The 17482-nt window shown below is 58.3% G+C and carries 14 protein-coding genes; 12 read left to right on the top strand and 2 right to left on the bottom strand.

The features are described 5' to 3' along the window. Nucleotides 1–6 precede the first annotated feature (6 nt). Nucleotides 7–1494 (top strand): sensor histidine kinase, encoded by a 1488-nt coding sequence (locus tag ACIOU9_RS02725; protein ID WP_105656813.1) that lies wholly within the window; start codon nt 7–9, stop codon nt 1492–1494. Between the two features lie 77 nt (nt 1495–1571). Here the strand turns inward: ACIOU9_RS02725 and ACIOU9_RS02730 are convergent, their stop codons facing one another. Beyond that, nucleotides 1572–3293 (bottom strand): lytic transglycosylase domain-containing protein, encoded by a 1722-nt coding sequence (locus tag ACIOU9_RS02730; protein WP_166650794.1) that lies wholly within the window; start codon nt 3291–3293, stop codon nt 1572–1574. A gap of 206 nt (nt 3294–3499) precedes the next feature. Between ACIOU9_RS02730 and ACIOU9_RS02735 the strand changes: the two genes are divergently transcribed. Beyond that, entirely contained in the window at nt 3500–3853 is a 354-nt protein-coding gene (locus tag ACIOU9_RS02735; protein ID WP_105656811.1) for an Rv2175c family DNA-binding protein, read from the top strand. Between the two features lie 100 nt (nt 3854–3953). Here the strand turns inward: ACIOU9_RS02735 and ACIOU9_RS02740 are convergent, their stop codons facing one another. Continuing rightward, nucleotides 3954–5060 (bottom strand): polyprenyl synthetase family protein, encoded by a 1107-nt coding sequence (locus ACIOU9_RS02740; protein WP_105656810.1) that lies wholly within the window; start codon nt 5058–5060, stop codon nt 3954–3956. Nucleotides 5061–5222: 162 nt separating this feature from the next. Here ACIOU9_RS02740 and dinB point away from each other — a divergent pair, with 162 nt between their 5' ends. The 10 genes from dinB (at nt 5223) to murD (ending at nt 17440) form a co-directional block, all read left to right on the top strand. Beyond that, nucleotides 5223–6389 carry a DNA polymerase IV gene (gene dinB, locus ACIOU9_RS02745; RefSeq protein ID WP_133834285.1) on the top strand — a complete coding sequence of 389 codons (1167 nt, stop codon included), beginning with the start codon at nt 5223–5225 and terminating at the stop codon, nt 6387–6389. A gap of 182 nt (nt 6390–6571) precedes the next feature. Continuing rightward, complete coding sequence (locus tag ACIOU9_RS02750; RefSeq protein ID WP_105656808.1) at nt 6572–6955, top strand: DUF3040 domain-containing protein; 384 nt, start codon at nt 6572–6574, stop codon at nt 6953–6955. Between the two features lie 527 nt (nt 6956–7482). Continuing rightward, nucleotides 7483–7896, top strand: a complete 414-nt coding sequence (gene mraZ, locus ACIOU9_RS02755; RefSeq protein ID WP_038990697.1) for a division/cell wall cluster transcriptional repressor MraZ — start codon at nt 7483–7485, stop codon at nt 7894–7896. A gap of 170 nt (nt 7897–8066) precedes the next feature. Then, on the top strand, nt 8067–9059 hold the full coding sequence (gene rsmH / locus ACIOU9_RS02760; RefSeq protein WP_181148802.1) for a 16S rRNA (cytosine(1402)-N(4))-methyltransferase RsmH: 993 nt from the start codon (nt 8067–8069) through the stop codon (nt 9057–9059). A 1-nt stretch (nt 9060) separates the two neighbouring features. Continuing rightward, nucleotides 9061–9831 (top strand): hypothetical protein, encoded by a 771-nt coding sequence (locus ACIOU9_RS02765; RefSeq protein WP_105656806.1) that lies wholly within the window; start codon nt 9061–9063, stop codon nt 9829–9831. Nucleotides 9832–9905: 74 nt separating this feature from the next. After that, nucleotides 9906–11720 carry a penicillin-binding protein 2 gene (locus tag ACIOU9_RS02770; protein ID WP_286134108.1) on the top strand — a complete coding sequence of 605 codons (1815 nt, stop codon included), beginning with the start codon at nt 9906–9908 and terminating at the stop codon, nt 11718–11720. Further along, the gene (locus ACIOU9_RS02775; protein WP_105656805.1) at nt 11714–13306 is read left to right on the top strand and encodes a UDP-N-acetylmuramoyl-L-alanyl-D-glutamate--2,6-diaminopimelate ligase; all 1593 of its coding nucleotides are present in this window, start codon (nt 11714–11716) and stop codon (nt 13304–13306) included. The genes ACIOU9_RS02770 and ACIOU9_RS02775 overlap by 7 nt, the downstream gene beginning before the upstream one ends. Nucleotides 13307–13356: 50 nt before the next feature. Further along, nucleotides 13357–14814 carry a UDP-N-acetylmuramoyl-tripeptide--D-alanyl-D-alanine ligase gene (gene murF, locus ACIOU9_RS02780; RefSeq protein WP_402695977.1) on the top strand — a complete coding sequence of 486 codons (1458 nt, stop codon included), beginning with the start codon at nt 13357–13359 and terminating at the stop codon, nt 14812–14814. Beyond that, complete coding sequence (gene mraY / locus ACIOU9_RS02785; RefSeq protein WP_105656803.1) at nt 14811–15914, top strand: phospho-N-acetylmuramoyl-pentapeptide-transferase; 1104 nt, start codon at nt 14811–14813, stop codon at nt 15912–15914. The genes murF and mraY overlap by 4 nt, the downstream gene beginning before the upstream one ends. After that, a complete protein-coding gene (gene murD, locus ACIOU9_RS02790; protein ID WP_133834284.1) occupies nt 15896–17440 on the top strand; it encodes a UDP-N-acetylmuramoyl-L-alanine--D-glutamate ligase in 1545 nt (514 codons plus the stop codon). The genes mraY and murD overlap by 19 nt, the downstream gene beginning before the upstream one ends. Nucleotides 17441–17482: the final 42 nt, after the last annotated feature.

Genomic DNA, 17482 nt, shown 5'->3' on the forward strand with positions numbered 1-17482 from the left:
CCGCCAATGGCCCTCATCACCGAAGAATTACGTCAACGTGCTGCACTAGCGCCCGGTGATGAGGATTGGCTCCACCTCCTGGTGGGGGACTGGCAACTGGTCTCGGATCTAGCATTCGCAGACCTGGTGCTCTGGTTCCCCACCGGGGACGGTTCCTATACGGCTTTGGCACACGTGCGCCCTTCCACCTCGCATACCGCCTTCCATAGCGACTTCGTGGGAGAACGGATCCGCAAGGATCTGCGCATCATGGTGGACCGCGCTTGGGAAACCAAGCAAGTGCAACGCTCGGCCGAACAAGCCGGCAAAGATATCATCATGGGGTTGACCACGGTGCAGGCGATTCCGCTAGTGCGCCAGAACCAACCGGTTGCGGTCATCACTTCCCACTTCGATCCGAACCAGTCCCGCACACCCAGCAATCTGGAATTGGTCTACCGGCAAAGCGCTGATGACCTGTTGCAGATGGGTACCCAAGGGCTGTGGCCGGACTTCGCCAGCCCTACCGGCTCCCGCCGTGGCGCGCCGCGCGTCGGTGATGGTTTCATCCGGCTCAACGTTGATGGAGCCGTCGAATTCGCCAGCCCGAACGCTGTTTCAGCTTTCCGCCGATTAGGCGCAGCTGATGTCCTCCAGGGCCAGCCACTGGCTGATCTGACGATGGCACTGGTCAGCGACCGTCGTGTAGTCGACGAAACTCTTCCGCTGGTGCTCCAGGGCAAGATGCCATGGCGTACCGAGGTGGAACATCGCGGAGTCACCCTCTCCCTGCGTGCCATTCCGCTGCGCAACGAATCAAAGCGCTGGGGCGCACTGGTGCTGTGCCGCGATGTGTCCGAACTGCGCCGTCGCGAAAAAGAACTGGTCACCAAGGACGCTACGATCCGTGAAATCCATCATCGCGTGAAGAACAACTTGCAGACTGTCGCGGCGCTGTTGCGCATGCAATCGCGCAGGATGAGCTCAGAGGACGGCAAGCAGGGCCTGGAGCAGGCAATGCGACGAGTCTCCACTATCGCTTCGGTCCACGACTTCCTGTCCAAGGGCCTGAACGAAACCGTCAAATTTGATGATCTGATGGATCGCCAGTTCCGTCTGATCGTGGAAATCGCTTCTCCGGAGCAAAGGGTATCCACGCGTCGTGAAGGCGAATTCGGCATGCTTGACGCTGATTTGGCGACACCGTTGTCACTGGTGATCAATGAGCTGGTGACTAATGCCGTGGAACATGGACTAGCGCATCGCAACGGTGAAGTCGCGCTGGTTGCCGAACGCTACAAGGGTGCCGATAGCAAGGATTGGCTACGGGTTGTCATTGAAGATGACGGCCACGGGTTGCCAGAAGAGCCACGCCGCGAGGGACTTGGGCTGCAAATTGTCCGCACTCTGGTTACCAGCGAACTATCGGGTGAAATCCGTTGGGTACAGAGCGAGAAGGGCGGGACCAAGGTGGTAATCGACATGCCATTGGATCTTGACCACCGTACAGGCTAGGAGCAGCCTGATCAGCTGCAACAAAAAAAGAGGCACTTCCAACACACCGTGTTGGAATCGCCTCTCCTTTTGGCTATTTAGCGGTAATTCTTCATGTGAGCCTTGATGCTGGCTACATAATGCTTGGTGTCTTCGTACATGCCGTTGTTACGAACACCGGCCAGGCCCTGGTAGTACGATGCGATTGCGTTGTCCAGGTTGTCGGTGTTGTCCAAATTGTAGGCAATTACTGCGACACCAGCGACAACGTTATCCCGTGGGTTCAGGACGTTCAGGTCCTGGCCAATGACCGATGCGATCCAGTCACCGGTGCTTGGCAGTACCTGCATGGCGCCAACGGCGTTAGCAGGGGAGACCGCACGCATGTTGAAGCCAGACTCCTGGTACGCGTGAGCCAACGCCAGAGCCGGGTCAACGCCCATGCTCTTTGCAGTGGAACGGATCAGGTCCTGCATCTCGCCGCGGCTCGGGACACTGATCGAGTCAAGGTAGTCCTTGTTCGAGTTAGCATCTCGCACAACGTGATCTGCGTAGGTACGACCAGCGAAGCTATTGCCGATCTTCTGCTTCTTGACCTGACCCGACGGTGCAACCGAGGAGCCCGAAACCTTCAGCTTGGCGCCGATCTTCAATGGCGTGCTCGAGCTGTACTCGGGGTTCAAATCCAGCAAGGTGGCCAGCTTCATGTCGTGGCTGGTCGCGATGCCACTGAGAGTATCGCCGGACTTCACGGAGTAGGTCGACGTCTTGGCCTTGGCCTTGGGCGCAGCAGTGCTCTTCGGCGAGGAGCTCGAAGACGACGTGCCACCCGAGACCTTGATCTTGCTGCCTGGGAAGATCGGCTTGCTGGCAGAGATGTCATTGGTCTTCAACAGATCGGACAAGCTCATGCCGTGCTTGGCCGCAATGCCGCTGAGCGTGTCACCGGACTTGACGGTGTAGCTTGAAGAACCGGAGGAGGAGGACTTCTTCTGGGAGGACTTCGACGAAGAGCCAGAGGACGAAGAACCCTTGACCTTGATCTTGTCGCCAGGGAAGATCACCTTGCTGGCCGAGATATCGTTCTTGCTAAGGAGCGAAGACAAGCTCATATTGTGCTTGATGGCGATGCTTCCGAGCGTGTCACCGTTCTTCACAGTGTAGGTTGAAGAACCCGACGAAGAAGAAGTTTTCTTCGTCTGCGTCGTATTGCTGGAGCTCGACGCCGAACCCTTGACCTTCAGCTTATTGCCGGGGAAGATTACCTTGCTTGCAGAGATGTCATTCTTCTTCAACAGATCAGACAAGCTCATGTCGTGCTTGCTCGCAATGCCGCTGAGGGTGTCACCGTTCTTGACGGTGTAAGTGGCGGTACTTGAAGATGACGAGCTCGAAGACTTGCCCTTGGGGCTGTTTTTCGAAGCATGACCGGAGACCTTGAGTGTCTTGCCGGCGACGATTGAATCATTCTTAAGATTATTGAGCTTCTTCAGCTCTGACACGGTTGTGTCATATTCCCGAGCGATGCTCCATAGGGACGCACCTGCCGGGATCTTGATTTCGGAAACATCTCGTTTAGCTGGTAATCCCAGCGTAGATACTCGCGAAGCGATCAGGTGGGCCTTGATCTGGTCTTCAGCGACCTTGATGGTCTCCGGAGTTACCGACTTGGCAAAGCTTCCTGAGGTGTTGGGAACAGTCATCGGTGCTGCCTGCGCTGCGGGAGCTAAGGCGAGGCTGCCAATGACCGCAGCGGGAATGGCCGCGCCTGCTACAACGCCTAACGCATGCTTGGAAGCATGTTTGGATTCGTGGGGCATGGAGTCAATCCTCATTTATACGGTGAAAATAACGGGCTTTGCTCCGCAGGTAACAGAGGGGAAGTGGTACCCCATGTTGACTGTGATGCAATTGTTATCAAAGTGATACAAGAAAATTTACACTACTCCTGTGACTCATGGGAACTGCTGAGGTGAGTTTCATCCAAATTTCTGCGCGGATCAGGAATTTGTGGGAACCTTAAGGGGTGAAGGAAACCGTAGATCTCGTCGGCCAGTGGCTGACCCTGCCCGATGTGGCTGAAGAATTAGATGTAGATATTCGCCGCGTGCACCGACTGCTGGATGAGCGTGCCATTGTTTCGTTGAGAATTGGCGCTCGCAATGTCCGTTCGATCCCTGCAGATTTTCTCCAAGACGGAGTAGTGGTGGAAAGCCTGAAGGGCACTCTTTCGGTACTCTTGGATGCCGGCTTCTCCGATGAGGAATCGGTTATTTGGCTGTTCACCGAGGATGAATCGCTGCCCGGCACTCCAATGAATGCTCTGCGCACCGGACGTAAAACTGAAATCCGTCGGCGGGCGCAGGCCATGGGCTGGTAATGGCCCGGACGAACTAGCCTCAGTAATAACAAAAGGTCTCAACCGTATTCCATATCGCATGGATGGTTGAGACCTTTCGTTATGTCTTAGTAACGAATCGCTATTTACTTCTCTTTGTCACTGCATCACTGAGCTGCTGCATTCCCGCTAAGGCGAGGGGCGTGACGTGCAATGCGTTCAGGGCGAGATCTGATTGGGTGGTCAACTCACTAATGCTCTGCTCGGTGGCCGCCAGGGCGCCGCTATCGCGCAGAATACCGCTTAGTCTCAACACTTCTTCTTCGCTGAGATCCACTGCGCCGAGGCGACTCTGAATGAAGTCCTGTTCGTCAGAAGTTGATAGCAAGAGGGCGTGGGCAATCAATTCCGTGCGCTTGCCTTCTTGCAAATCGCCGCCGGTCGGCTTCCCTGTGACTGCTGGATCGCCAAACACGCCCAGAACATCGTCACGTAGCTGGAATGCCTCACCCAGCGGAAGCGCGAATGCGGAGTAGCGCTCCATAAGAGCCTCGCTGGCGCCGGCCAACGCGCCGCCAAGCAAGAATGGGTTTTCAGTGGAGTATTTGGCTGACTTGAAGCGCACGATAGTGCGAGCTCGCTTGACCGCTTCCTTCGGATCGTAGGCGGGGCCCGCAGACTCTTCTAGAACATCAAGATACTGCCCGGCCATCACCTGGGTGCGCATCTGATTGAAGATGGTACGCGCCCGAGCGTTGAGGGAAGCAATACCTGAGAAGACTTCCTCGCTCAACGACAGGCATAGGTCGCCGGTAAGGATTGCGCTGGCCATGCCGTAGCTCGTTGCGCTCCCCGCAAGCCCAAGTTCTCGGTGCTGGGCCTCGAAGCGCTTGTGAACGCTCGGCTGACCGCGTCGTGTATCGGAATTGTCGATGATGTCGTCATGAATCAGCGCGGCTCCTTGGAAGAGTTCCAAGGCCACCCCGAGTTGGACGATGTCGCGTTCATCGGGCCGACCACCTGCACCGAGGTAACCCCAGAAAGCGAACAGGGCGCGAAGCCGCTTGCCGCCACGGGTCAGTGACGTGATCGCATTGACGATTTCGACGGCGCTGCTAGTAATCTGACCAACTTCAACGCTTTTCGCAGCCAGGAATTCTTCCAATAACTGAGCAACGTCAGAAGTGTAGGTACGGCTCAAGCTCTGGGCTTCAGTGTTGAGGTCCGGCACAGAATCAGGCATCGACATGCAAAATCATTTCTACGGGTAAACAACTAGTGGTTAGCAACAACTCTACCGGTGATTCCCGCCCGGCGAAGAAGGCACCCAAAGTACGCGGGGTGGGAACGGAATCCGAATATACATTCGAGTAAGCTGGTGGTGCAGCCGAACGAGGGGAGAGGAATTGAAATGGTGGATCGTGCAATCCTCCATGTCGATATGGACGCCTTCTTTGTTTCAGTGGAACTGCGGGACCGCCCTGACCTAGTAGGCAAGCCAGTTATTGTAGGCCACCGTTCAGGCCGGAGCGTGGTGCTCTCTGCGTCTTATGACTGCCGAGCTCGCGGGATCCATTCGGCCATGCCGATGAGCCAAGCCATCCCGCTGCTACCGCAAGCTACCGTGATCGAGCCGAGCCATCACAAGTACACGCAAGCCTCGGCCCAGATCATGGCGTACTTCCGCACATTGACGCCTCTGGTTGAGCAAGTCAGTGTCGACGAAGCGTTCCTAGACGTTACTGGAAGCATGCGCATGCTTGGCGGGCCAGTGCAGATCGCTCAGCAGATCCGCGAATATATACGCAAAGAAATGGGACTGCCGGCCAGCGTGGGCATTGCAAGGAATAAATTCGTTGCGAAACTCGCTTCGACGTACGCCAAGCCTGACGGCATGGCGGTAGTTGCGCCCGAGCGAACCGAAGAATTCCTGCACGAATTACCCGTGTCGAAAATGTGGGGCGTGGGAAAACGAACCGCTAGTCAGCTTCACTCCTTGGGGATTGAGACCGTGGGGCAACTCGCTGGCGAGCCAGAAGCAAGATTGATTAGCCGGTTGGGGGAACACGGCCGCGCCCTTTATTTGCTCTCGCGGGGGATCGATAACCGTCCGGTGGAGGTTAGCCGGGATGAGAAGAGCATTTCATCGGAACATACCTTTGCGGTGGATATCACCGATCCCCAGGTGCTTGAGGGCGAACTTTTGCGGCTGAGCCATAAGGTCGGTCAACGGCTGCGGCAGCACGGCAAATCAGCCAACGGTGTTGGGCTCAAGATCAAGTACAAGGACTTTTCTGGAATTACGCGTTCGAAGGCGCTCGCAGCTGCGACAGATTCTTCAACGAAAATTAGCGAGTCCGCGCTGGCCCTTCTGCGAAAATTGACCCCTATGCCGCAACCGGTCCGGCTGATCGGGGTGAAAGCTGAACGGTTGCAAGATTACGAGTTGGGTCTGCAATTTAGCTTGGACCCCCGCGAAGAGAAAGCCCGAGAAGCGGAACGCATCGCTGACCAGATCGGACAGAGATTCCCGCAGTCCATCGTGACCCCAGCACGTTTTCTGCGCCCCAAGGAATAAACACATTCTGTGTAGAACGTATGGATATCTGGACAGTGGGGAAGATCAACTAGCAGGGCGGGTGCAAAAGAGACTATCCTTGAATTAAGTTCGATCGAATCCAGGGAACTTTTCCCTTCGACCCGACGTTGAACTTGAAGACGGTGGACGACCGTCGAGATTGCCTTTGGAAGGAGAAGACGATGCCGCTATCGGAACACGAGCAGCGTTTGTTGGAGCAGTTGGAAAAGCAGCTGCATGAAGACCGTCGCTTCGCTTCGAGCATGAAAGGCCCATCGGGCACGGGACGTTTGTCGACCCGCAATATTGCTCTGGGTATCTTGCTGGTAATCGTCGGCCTAGCGGGACTCATCTTTGGAATCTCGCAGCACATCATCATCGTAGGCGTTCTCGGCTTTGCGGTGATGTTCGCGGGTGTACTGCTTGCCCTGACTAAATCGGCTACTGGAAAAATTGGTCCGTCCAACGGAACGGGATCAAAATCTGCAGCCAAGAACAATTCGCAGTTCCTTTCCGGCCTGGAAGAAAAATGGAACCAGCGAAAGCGTGATCAGTCCGATAGCTGATCTGCATTGATATTGAGGTGTGACCCCTAGGGTTGCACCTCTTTTCTGTTTAAGCCCCGCTTCTCACATCCCTACGGTCACCGTGCACCTCATGCCGGGGCGCATGGGTTTCATTCAATTCGGGAAGTTGGATGTCCTGGATATTCGGTGCGCCTATCTGAAGGCCGCGCGACTTTGCAAGTGATCTTGAATTCTCTGCAGATTCCAAGGTTCACGTCCACCTCGCCGGTCAGGCAGGCCCCCACTTCCCTCCCCAGGTTCCTCCACTTCCCACCACCGCGCCTAAAAATAGCAATATTCCGCGGATTTGCGTGTGGAATCTCTGAAAAATACTGGATCATGCAGCTGGACGATTCCCATCCCTCCACCTGAACATAGGCTGAGCATCCGCTAGATTCAGGTGTTTTTTAAGTCCAGACCCTCGCGAAACCACTGAAATTGCATTGACAGTGGAGGGTTGTGGAGTAAAGTGGAGGCAAGTAGAGAAGAATGGGGCTTCTGGCCACTTCACGGGAAAGGTGGTGTGCATGTTCCTTGGAACTTACACACCGCGTCTTGATGAAAAAGGTCGGTTGATTCTTCCAGCTAAATATCGAGATGAGCTGTCCTATGGGCTGGTTCTCACTCGCGGCCAAGAGCGTTGCATATACGTTTTCAGCCAGCGGGAATTTGAGAAGCAGCACGAGCAGCTGGCGCAGGCATCCTTGACCTCCCGGCGAGCACGCGACTATGCGCGTGTGTTCCTCTCAGGGGCCTCGGATGAAGTTCCAGATAAGCAGGGGCGCGTAACGATTCCGCAAGTGCTGCGCACTTATGGAGGCCTTGATCGGGAGGTCACAGTTATCGGTGCGGGCAACCGTATTGAAATCTGGGATTCGACCGCATGGCAGCAGTACTTGGATGAACAAGAAGACGTGTTCTCCGATACTGACGAAGATTAGGGCTTTGTGCCCTACACCGACAAAACACCACGTTTGTTGAGATGAGATCTCCAGCCACCTTGGGGTAGAAAATCGTCTGGCTTCACTTCCCCGGAGCCAGAAGGTTGGATCGCCACTTGGTTGGAGGGGGATCTGATCTCAACAGCAGATCGAAAGCGAAAGGGGGCGCAGTGCCAAATCAGGATTCCCAGCGACCAGCATCCGAACGCCACGTTCCAGTACTTCTGGACCGATGCGTTAATTTGCTAGCTCCAGGTATTGAGCGAGCCAATGCTGAAGGCCGTCGGGCAATTGTGGTTGACTGCACCCTCGGGATGGGTGGGCACTCCGAAGCCATCCTCAAGCGGTTCGACAACTTGCACCTGATCGGTCTAGACCGTGACGAGCAGGCTCACGAACTTGCCGGTGCACGACTCGCCCCGTTCCAGGACCGCATCGACCTCGTGCACGCGGTGTATGACGAAATTGCGGATGTCGTGGAAGATCTTGGGTTCCCGGGGGTCGACGGCGTTCTGTTCGACCTTGGCGTTTCCTCGCTGCAGCTCGATGAGCGTGAACGGGGTTTCGCCTATTCGTATGATGCACCGCTGGATATGCGCATGGACACCTCTGTTGGCCCAACTGCCGAGGACCTGGTCAACGACTTGGAACGCGACGAACTGCTTCGAATTATTCGACAGTGGGGCGAAGAGAAGTTTGCTGGACGCATCTCGACGGCAATCGTCGAGGCACGCGCCAAGAGCCGCATCACTACCACTGCTGAACTAGTTGAAGTGATCCGCAGCGTTGTGCCCGCGGCGGCTGCTCGAAACCATGGACACCCGGCCAAGAGGACCTTCCAAGCATTGCGTATTGCAGTGAATGAGGAACTTGACGTCTTGGAACGTGCGATCCCGGCGGCAATGGGAGCTTTGAACGTCGGCGGAAGAGTCGTCGTGATGAGTTACCACTCCTTGGAAGACAAAATCACCAAGCGGCACTTCGTCCATGGATCTACCTCGTCGGCCCCTCCGGGATTCCCGGTGGAGCTGGACGAACACAAAGCTGAATACAAGGTGCTCACCAAGGGCACCGAGAAGCCAAGCGACCACGAAATAGCAGAAAATTCACGTGCAGCCTCAGCCCGCTTGCGAGCTGTGGAACGAGTGTTGAAGAGGAGCTAGCATGAGCCAACGAGCCCAGCGCCGCGTGCAGAAGACCGCAGCCGTGAACAACCAGCCTGTTGTCGACGGTAATACTGCGCGTGCAATGCGACCCGAGCCCGTCCCAGCTAGCAACCTGCCTAAAGGCGATTCGCGTCAGCGCGTAACTCTTTCGTTGGTTCCTAAGATGAACGAAACCAGCAAGCGCTCCATGTTCACCATGTCTGCGGTGCTCGTTGTCTTGGCATTCAGCGTGATTGTTACGCTGGTGCTGCTCAATACTTCTGTAGCTCAGCGGCAGTACGACATCGTGAACTTGCGTTCGCAAGAGCGTGCGCTTTCCCAAGAGAATCAGGCACTGCTGAAGGAGGCCCAGTCGTTGGCGGCGCCACAGGCACTGGCCGCCAAGGCAAAGGACCTCGGTTTGGTTTCGCCAGGTGCTCCAGGGCTGATCAGCCTGTCTGAGGGCAAGGTTGCCCAAGACGCTGAGAAGGCGGTCAAGGCAAAGAACAGCAAGCAGGAATACGGAACTATTCCGCTGCCGGGCGACAGCATCCGCAAGGGTGAAAGCAAAACTGAAGCCAACGCATCAAACACGCCGAAGACCACTGTGGGTAAAGCCTCAGCAGATTCACAGAAGGAGTCCGGTGCCACTGAAGGTTCCAAGGAACCAGAGGTGAAGCCGGAGAAAGCTGAACGTGAAGTTGCCAGTGATGGCCGCCCAGTGTTCAATGACGCTGAGCTTAACGGGGGCACGATCCCTGCACCAAGCATCAAATCCCCAGCAGAGTAGTTAGCCCTTTCTAAGCTAGATACAGGTGGCCTACGCTGCTGGAAAACCACGCTGAGGGAAAGTTAGGTTCTTTTGTGAGCTCGACGGCAATCGACACTGCGAAAAAGCGAATGCGCTTTGTGCTGCTCCTCTCCGTGGTTTTGCTGCTGGTGATCCTGGGCAGGCTGGTCTGGGTCCAGGGCATCAACTCGGCAACCATTGCCAACGCTGCACAGGAAAACCGCGAACGCGTTGAAAACATTGCGCCAAATCGAGGATCCATCGAAGACCGCAATGGCACCACCCTCGCCGTCTCAGTAGACCGCTATGATCTGGTCATCGACCAGCGCGAGCAGGGTGAGAACATTCGCCGTGCGAAGCGGGATGGAACCAATGGCCAGGAACGCATCACGTGGGACCAAGCCATTGACGAACTAGCCGATACCCTTGACCAGGACCGTGAGGAACTTGCCACGAAGGTTCGCCCGCAGGGCGATGCCAAGCCCAAAGGGTACGTCATGCTCGCCAAGAGCGTGACCCCGGAAGTACGCAACGAAGTCCTCGAAATCGGTATTCCGCGACTTGCCTCATTGCTGCGCAGCGAACGCCAGTACCCGCAAGGCGTAATTGCAGGACCACTGCTGGGGTTCGTGCGCAACTCCGAAGACCAAACAGCCGTGGTGGGAGCCGAAGGCCTGGAACTGAGCCAGGAGGAACACCTGGCCGGCACGGCCGGCAGCCGCAAGTTCGAGATCAGCGCCGATGGCGTGCGCATTCCCGTCACCGAGGTCGAAGAAACCCCTGCAGTCGATGGCCAGGACGTCATCCTGACCATCGACTCCGACATCAACTACGTTGCCCAGCGTGCAGCAGAAAAGAAGCAAGCTCAGTTCAACGCTGAGTGGGTTTCCGTGGTCGTCATGAAAGCGGATACCGGCAAGATCCTCGCCATCGGCGACTCCGCTGAATTGGACCCGAATGATCCAGGCGCTACCAAGCCGGAGTTCCGCCGCTCCACCTCCATCACCCGTGCTTTCGAGCCAGGTTCCACCGGCAAGGCCGCGATCTTCGCGGCGGCCATCGACCAGGGCGGAGTGGATCCGCTGACCGAGATGCGTGTGCCGAATAAGAAGACGTTCACCAAGGAAACCATCAATGACTCGTTGGAACACCCAACGTACGACATGACGGTCTCGGGCATCTTCGCCCGTTCCTACAACACCGGCACCGTGATGGTCGGAAATACCATGAGCAAGCAGACCCGTTACGACTACATGCGTGCCTTCGGATTGGGTTCGCCCATCCGCGTCGGCTTGAATGGCGCTAGCGCTGGCCAATTGGCGCATCCCGATAATTGGGACCGCCGCCAGCAGTACACCACCATGTTCGGCCAGGGCTATTCGCAGACCGTGCTGCACACCGCTTCAATTTTCCAGTCCTTGGCCAACGGCGGCGTTCGCCTTTCGCCAAGCCTGATTGAGGGCTACCGCAACGAAGACGGTACCATCACCAAGATCCCCGCACCGGAAAAGAAGCGCGTGGTCAAGAAAAGCACCGCTGACGAAATGCTCAAGCTCATGGAATCGGTCGTTGACGACGGTACCGGCTACAAGGAGCGCATTCCCGGGTACCGCGTGGGCGGCAAGACCGGTACAGGCCAGGCGGCAAGCGCCAAGGGCTATGACGGATATACTTATTCCTTTGCAGGTGTCGCTCCCTTGGAAGATCCGCAGTTCGTCGTCGTGGCAACCATGTACAGGCCAAAGGGCAACTGGAAAGACTTCTCGGTAGCTGACACGTTTACCGATGTTATGAGCCATACTCTCAACACATTCAATGTGCCACCGAGCACGACAAAGTCAGAGGCGTATGACGTCTTTGTAGGTGAGGATCAGAAGAAATCTTGGTAGTCCAGAACCCCGACACTCCGCGTGAGCTAGAACGGTACCTACGCCCAGAGAGCATCGCCGGTCTTGGCTTCGACCAGCTCTGCGGCACAGCTGGCGCGGTGCGAACTGGAGCGCTGCTCAATGCCGCTCCGCAAATCCTCGGCGTCAGCCTCAACCCGCAGATCGTACAGAGCGGTGACGTCTTCCTGGGTATTTCCGGCGCCAAGCGCCACGGTGCCGAATTCGTGGAAACCGCCATCGGCAACGGTGCTGTCGCACTGATCACCGATACTGCAGGACTCGAATTCCTCAGCGATGACCTCTCGATCCCGGTGGCCGTCGTTGCAGATGTACGCAAATCCGCAGCCGTGATCGCGCAGAGCGTCTACGGAACCGACCAGCGCAGCCCGAAGCTGTTCGCTGTCACCGGCACCAACGGCAAGACCACCACAACCTTCATGATCCGCGCGATCCTGGATGCGCTGGGTGAAGAAACCGGCCTGATCGGCACGATTGAGATGTCCGCCCGCGGGCAGATCATCCCCAGCGTGCTGACCACCCCGGAGTCCACCCAGCTGCACGGCGTGCTCTCGCGCATGGCGCAGCAGGAAGTCACGTCGGTGGCCATGGAGGTATCCAGCCACTCGCTGAGCTATGGCCGCGTTGATGCCCTGCGCTTTGCCGTTTCCGGTTACACCAACCTGACCCAGGACCACTTGGACCTGCACGGCACGATGGACGAGTACTTCGAAACCAAGGCCGAACTATTCACCGCGGAACGCTCCGAGCGCGCAGTGGTCATGGTAGACGATGAATACGGCCAGCGCCTGGCCGAGCGCGCCCTGGTGCCTACCGAGACCCTGAGCCTCGACGGCGAACACCCTTCGGCGCACTGGAGGGTTGCCGAACTGGCGCACTGCGGATTGGGCCACAGTTTCACCCTGGTGCACCGGGATGGACGCCAGCTGCGGACCCGGACCCTGCTTCCAGGCATGTTCAACGTCGCCAACGGAGCACTGGCGGCCTTGATGGTGCTGGCCGGCGGTGCGGACCTCGAAGCCCTGCAGCAGGCCTTGGACTCCAAGGATCCGCTGTCGGTCGCCGTTCCAGGGCGGATGCAGGTCGTAGCCGAATCTCCGGTAGCCGTAGTCGATTTCGCCCATAATTCGGATGCACTGGCAAAGGCTTTGGATTCCATCCGTCCGGGGGAGCAGGGACGCCGGATCGTCGTCTTCGGCGCCACCGGAGAGCGCGATAAGACCAAGCGCCCGGATATGGGAGCGGTGGCAGCCCGCCACGCGGATATCGTCATTGTGACCGACGACGACCCGCACAGCGAAGACCCGGCTCCGATCCGCGCCCAGGTTGCCGCCGGAGCACAGCAAGTTCTCGATTCCGAGCGTCCGCAGGTGCAGCTTCACAACATCGCGCCACGCGCCAAAGCCGTAGAGTTCGCTGTGAGTTTGGCCGAAGCCAACGACGCGATTCTCGTGGCCGGGCGGGGACATGAAGTCAGCCAAGACGTCGCGGGAATTGACGTGGAACTGGATGATCGAGTGGAACTAGCGAAAGCACTGAATCTTCATGGATTTGTGACCAATTCCTAGAACGTACAAGTCCACTATCGCCACCGCTCAAGTGTAAAGTCCTTATTGCCATGATTGAACTGTCTCTGACCGACCTGCTGGAAATCACCGGCGGAAAAGCGACTGCTACAGCCGCCTCCGACACGGTGATCACTTCCGTGACCACTGACTCGCGCGAAGTCGTCCCGGGTGCCTTATTCGTCGCCAAGCCCGGAGAACTCTCCGACGGGCACGCCTTTATCGACCGTGCACGCGCCGCCGGCGCAGTGCTGGCCCTAGCTGAACGCATTACCCACGATGAAGACCGCAGGGAACACCCGGTGATCATCATTGAAGACGCGGTAGAAGCAATGGGCAAAATTGCCGCGCACATCGTTGCGCTTCTCAAGGAAAAGAACGACGCCAAGGTCGTGGGAATCACCGGTTCGGCCGGCAAGACCACCACCAAGGACCTGCTCGCCGGTATTCTGTCGCAAGTGGCGCCGACCGTGTCGCCAATCGGCTCGTACAATGGCGAAGTCGGCGTCCCGCTGACGGTATTCAGCGCCACCGAAGAGACCAAGTACTTTGTCATCGAGATGGGGGCCACCGGCATTGGCCACCTGACGTACCTGACAGATATGGTGCACCCGCAGGTCGGTGTCGTGTTGTGCGTCGGTACCGCCCATGCCGGCGAATTCGGCGGGGTGGAGAACATCGAGAAGGCCAAGGGCGAACTCGTTGAAGCCCTGCCAGCCGATGGCACGGCCATCTTGAATGCTGAAGACCCCCGCGTGGCACGCATGGACTTGCGTTCCGGGGGAGCCGTGCGCTTCTTCGGCACCGGAAAGAACAAGCCGGAAAACGCTGGGGTCTGGGCCACCGACGTTGTTGTGAATTCCCACGGGCAGCCAGAACTCACTCTTGAATTCCCTGGCGGCTACAGCAAGCGCATCACCTCGGGCCTCCTGGGACGCCATCACGTCTCGAATATCCTCGCCGCGGCCAACGCTGCACTGGCCCTGGATATCGCCCCGGAATTGATCGCCGCAGGCCTGGAAGGCCGCGCTGCCGGCAGCCGCTGGCGCATGGAGCGCATCGAGCGCGCTGACGGCGTGAGCATCATCAACGACGCGTACAACGCGAACCCTGAATCAATGCGCGCTGCGCTGGTGACCCTGGCCGAATTGGGCCTGGGCGCCGACGGCGCACCGGGCCGACGCACTTGGGCAGTCCTGGGCGAAATGCTGGAACTGGGCGATGACAGCATCCACCAGCACGACCTGCTGGGCCGCATGGCAGTTCGCATGAACATCAAGAAACTTGTAGTGGTAGGCCGTGGCGCAAAGCCCGCCTACAACTCCGCTGTGCTCGAAGGCAGCTGGGGCGACGAGGCCTTCTACGTTGAAGACGTAGATGAGGCTCGCGCGCTGCTGCAAGAGCAGCTTCAGCCAGGCGACATCGCCTTGTTCAAGTCCTCTAACGGGGCCGGTCTACGCTTCCTCGGCGACGACATTGCAGCATTCGCGAAGGAAGGCGACAACGCATGATCGCATTGATTCTGGGGGCCGGCATTGCCCTCGTGCTGACCATGGTGGCCATGCCGCTGTACATCCGCCTGCTCACCAAGAAGCAATACGGGCAGGTCGTGCGCGACGACGGGCCGAACTCGCACGCCATCAAGTCCGGCACCCCGACCATGGGCGGAGTGGTCTTCGTCCTGGCCGTGTTCGTGGCGTACTTCGCCACCCATGGCATCCTTTCGCTCATGGGACGCACTTCTTCGGGAATTACCGCCAGCGGAATGCTGGTCCTGATGCTCTTCGGCGGCATGGGACTGGTCGGCTTCCTCGATGACTTCATCAAGATCTTCAAGAAGCGCTCATTGGGCTTGCGCGCCTGGCAGAAGATTGTCCTGCAGGCATTCTTCGGCATCAGCTTCGCCGTGCTGGCCTTGCAGTTCCCCAATGACCAGGGCCTGACTCCGGGCTCTACCGCGATCTCCTTCCTGCGCGACACCAACATCGACCTGGCCTTCGCAGGCCCGATGCTGGGCATGATCCTGTTCGTGCTCTGGGCGAACTTCATCGTGACCGGTGCTACCAACGGCGTGAACCTGACCGATGGCCTGGACGGACTGGCTACCGGTGCCTCGATCATGGTCTTCGGCGCCTACACCCTGATGGGAATCTGGCAGCAGAACCAGGCCTGCAGCAACATGGACTCGCTGGACGTCTGCTACTCGGTACGCGACCCGCAGGACCTGGCCCTGCTGGGGGCCACCCTCTCCGGTGCGCTGATCGCCTTCCTCTGGTTCAACGCCAAGCCGGCGAAGATCTTCATGGGCGACACCGGATCGCTGGCCATCGGCGGCGCCGTGGCTGCCTTCGCGATCCTCTCGCGCACCCAGCTGCTGCTGGTGGTAATTGCCGGCCTGTTCGTGATCATCTCCCTGTCGGTGATCATCCAGGTGGGCTACTTCAAGCTCTCGGGCGGCAAGCGCGTGTTCAAGATGGCGCCGCTGCAGCACCACTTCGAGCTTTCGGGCTGGTCCGAAGAAAACGTTGTTATCCGATTCTGGATCCTTGCCGGCCTGTTCGTGGCCGCGGGCCTGGGTCTCTTCTACTCTGAATGGGTTGTCGCACTGTGAGCGTAGACGCTGGCAAATCTCTTGACTCGCTAACCAGCTGGGATGCTGATTGGAAAGGCCTGCGCGTAGTCGTCGCCGGACTGGGACTCTCCGGATTCTCTGCGGCCGACACCCTCATCGAGCTGGGTGCCATCGTCACCGTCATCGACGGCCGCGATGACCAGCTGAACCAGCAACGTGCCGAGACGCTGAAGATCGTCGGGGCCCATGAGGTGCTGCTGGGCGACGGGAACGTACAAGCCCTGCCGTTGGTCGATGGCAAGCCGGCCCAGCTGGTCATGGTTTCCCCAGGCTGGAATCCCCGTAATCCGGTCATCGCAGAGGCCGAGTCCGAGGGCATCGAGATCTGGAGCGATATCGAGCTGGCTTGGCGCGTGCAGAACCGTGCCGGCCACACAGCACCACAGTGGCTGGCGATTACCGGCACCAACGGCAAGACCACCACTGTGGGTATGACCGAGGCGATCCTGCGCGCCGATGGGCTGAAGGCCATCGCCGTCGGCAACGTCGGCACCCCGATCCTGGATGCCGTACGCGAACCGGTGGACTATGACGTATTCGCCGTCGAGCTCTCCAGCTTCCAGCTGCACTACACGCATAGCATTTCTCCGCTTGCCTCGGTGGTCTTGAACCTGGCCGAAGACCACGTGGACTGGCATGGCGGCTTCGACAACTACAAGGCCGCCAAGGCCAAGATCTACGAACGCACCCAGGTAGCTGCGATCTTCAACGCCGCCGATGAGCGCACCATCACCATGGTGGAAAACGCGGAAGTCATCGAAGGCTGCCGTGCTATCGGCTTCACCACCGATACCCCAGCAGTATCGATGGTGGGTGTTGTCGAAGGCCTGCTGGTGGACCGCGCCTTCATCGAAGAGCGCAAGACCAGTGCCGTGGAACTGATCGCCCTGAAGGACATCGGCGAGATTGTTCCGCGCCACACCGCCGCGAACGCGGCTGCCGCCGCGGCGCTGACCCGCGCGTACGGAGTGAATGCAGAAGCTGTCGCTGCGGGTTTGGCGAACTTCGATTCCGGCGATCACCGGATCCAGGCCGTCGCCCGCAAGAACGACATCCTGTGGATCAATGATTCCAAGGCCACTAATCCGCATGCGGCCGATGCTTCGTTGGCCGCATTCACCCGTGTGGTCTGGATTGCCGGTGGCTTGTCCAAGGGCGTGGAATACGGCGACTTGATCGCCAAGCACGCGCAGCGCCTGGCCAAGGTCTTGCTCATCGGCACCGACACCGCCGGTTTGCGCCAAGCACTCGCTGCCCACGCGCCAGAGGTTGAAGTCATCGACATCACCGGAGCAGCGCAGGGCGGTGACGGTTCGGTTCCAAGCGGCGCCCAGGTCATGACGCGTGCGGTCTCCAAGGCTGCCGAAGTAGCCGAAGCAGGGGATACCGTGCTCATGGCTCCCGCCGCGGCCTCGATGGACCAATTCAGTTCCTACGCCCAGCGTGGCAACGCATTTATCGCTGCCGTCAGTGATCTGATGGATAAAACTGGCGAAGACCAGTAATCGAAAGCTGACCGAATAAACGACACCGAGGCAGGAGGCACC

The sequence above is a fragment of the Glutamicibacter sp. NPDC087583 genome (assembly GCF_044743685.1).
Lineage (GTDB): Bacteria > Actinomycetota > Actinomycetes > Actinomycetales > Micrococcaceae > Glutamicibacter.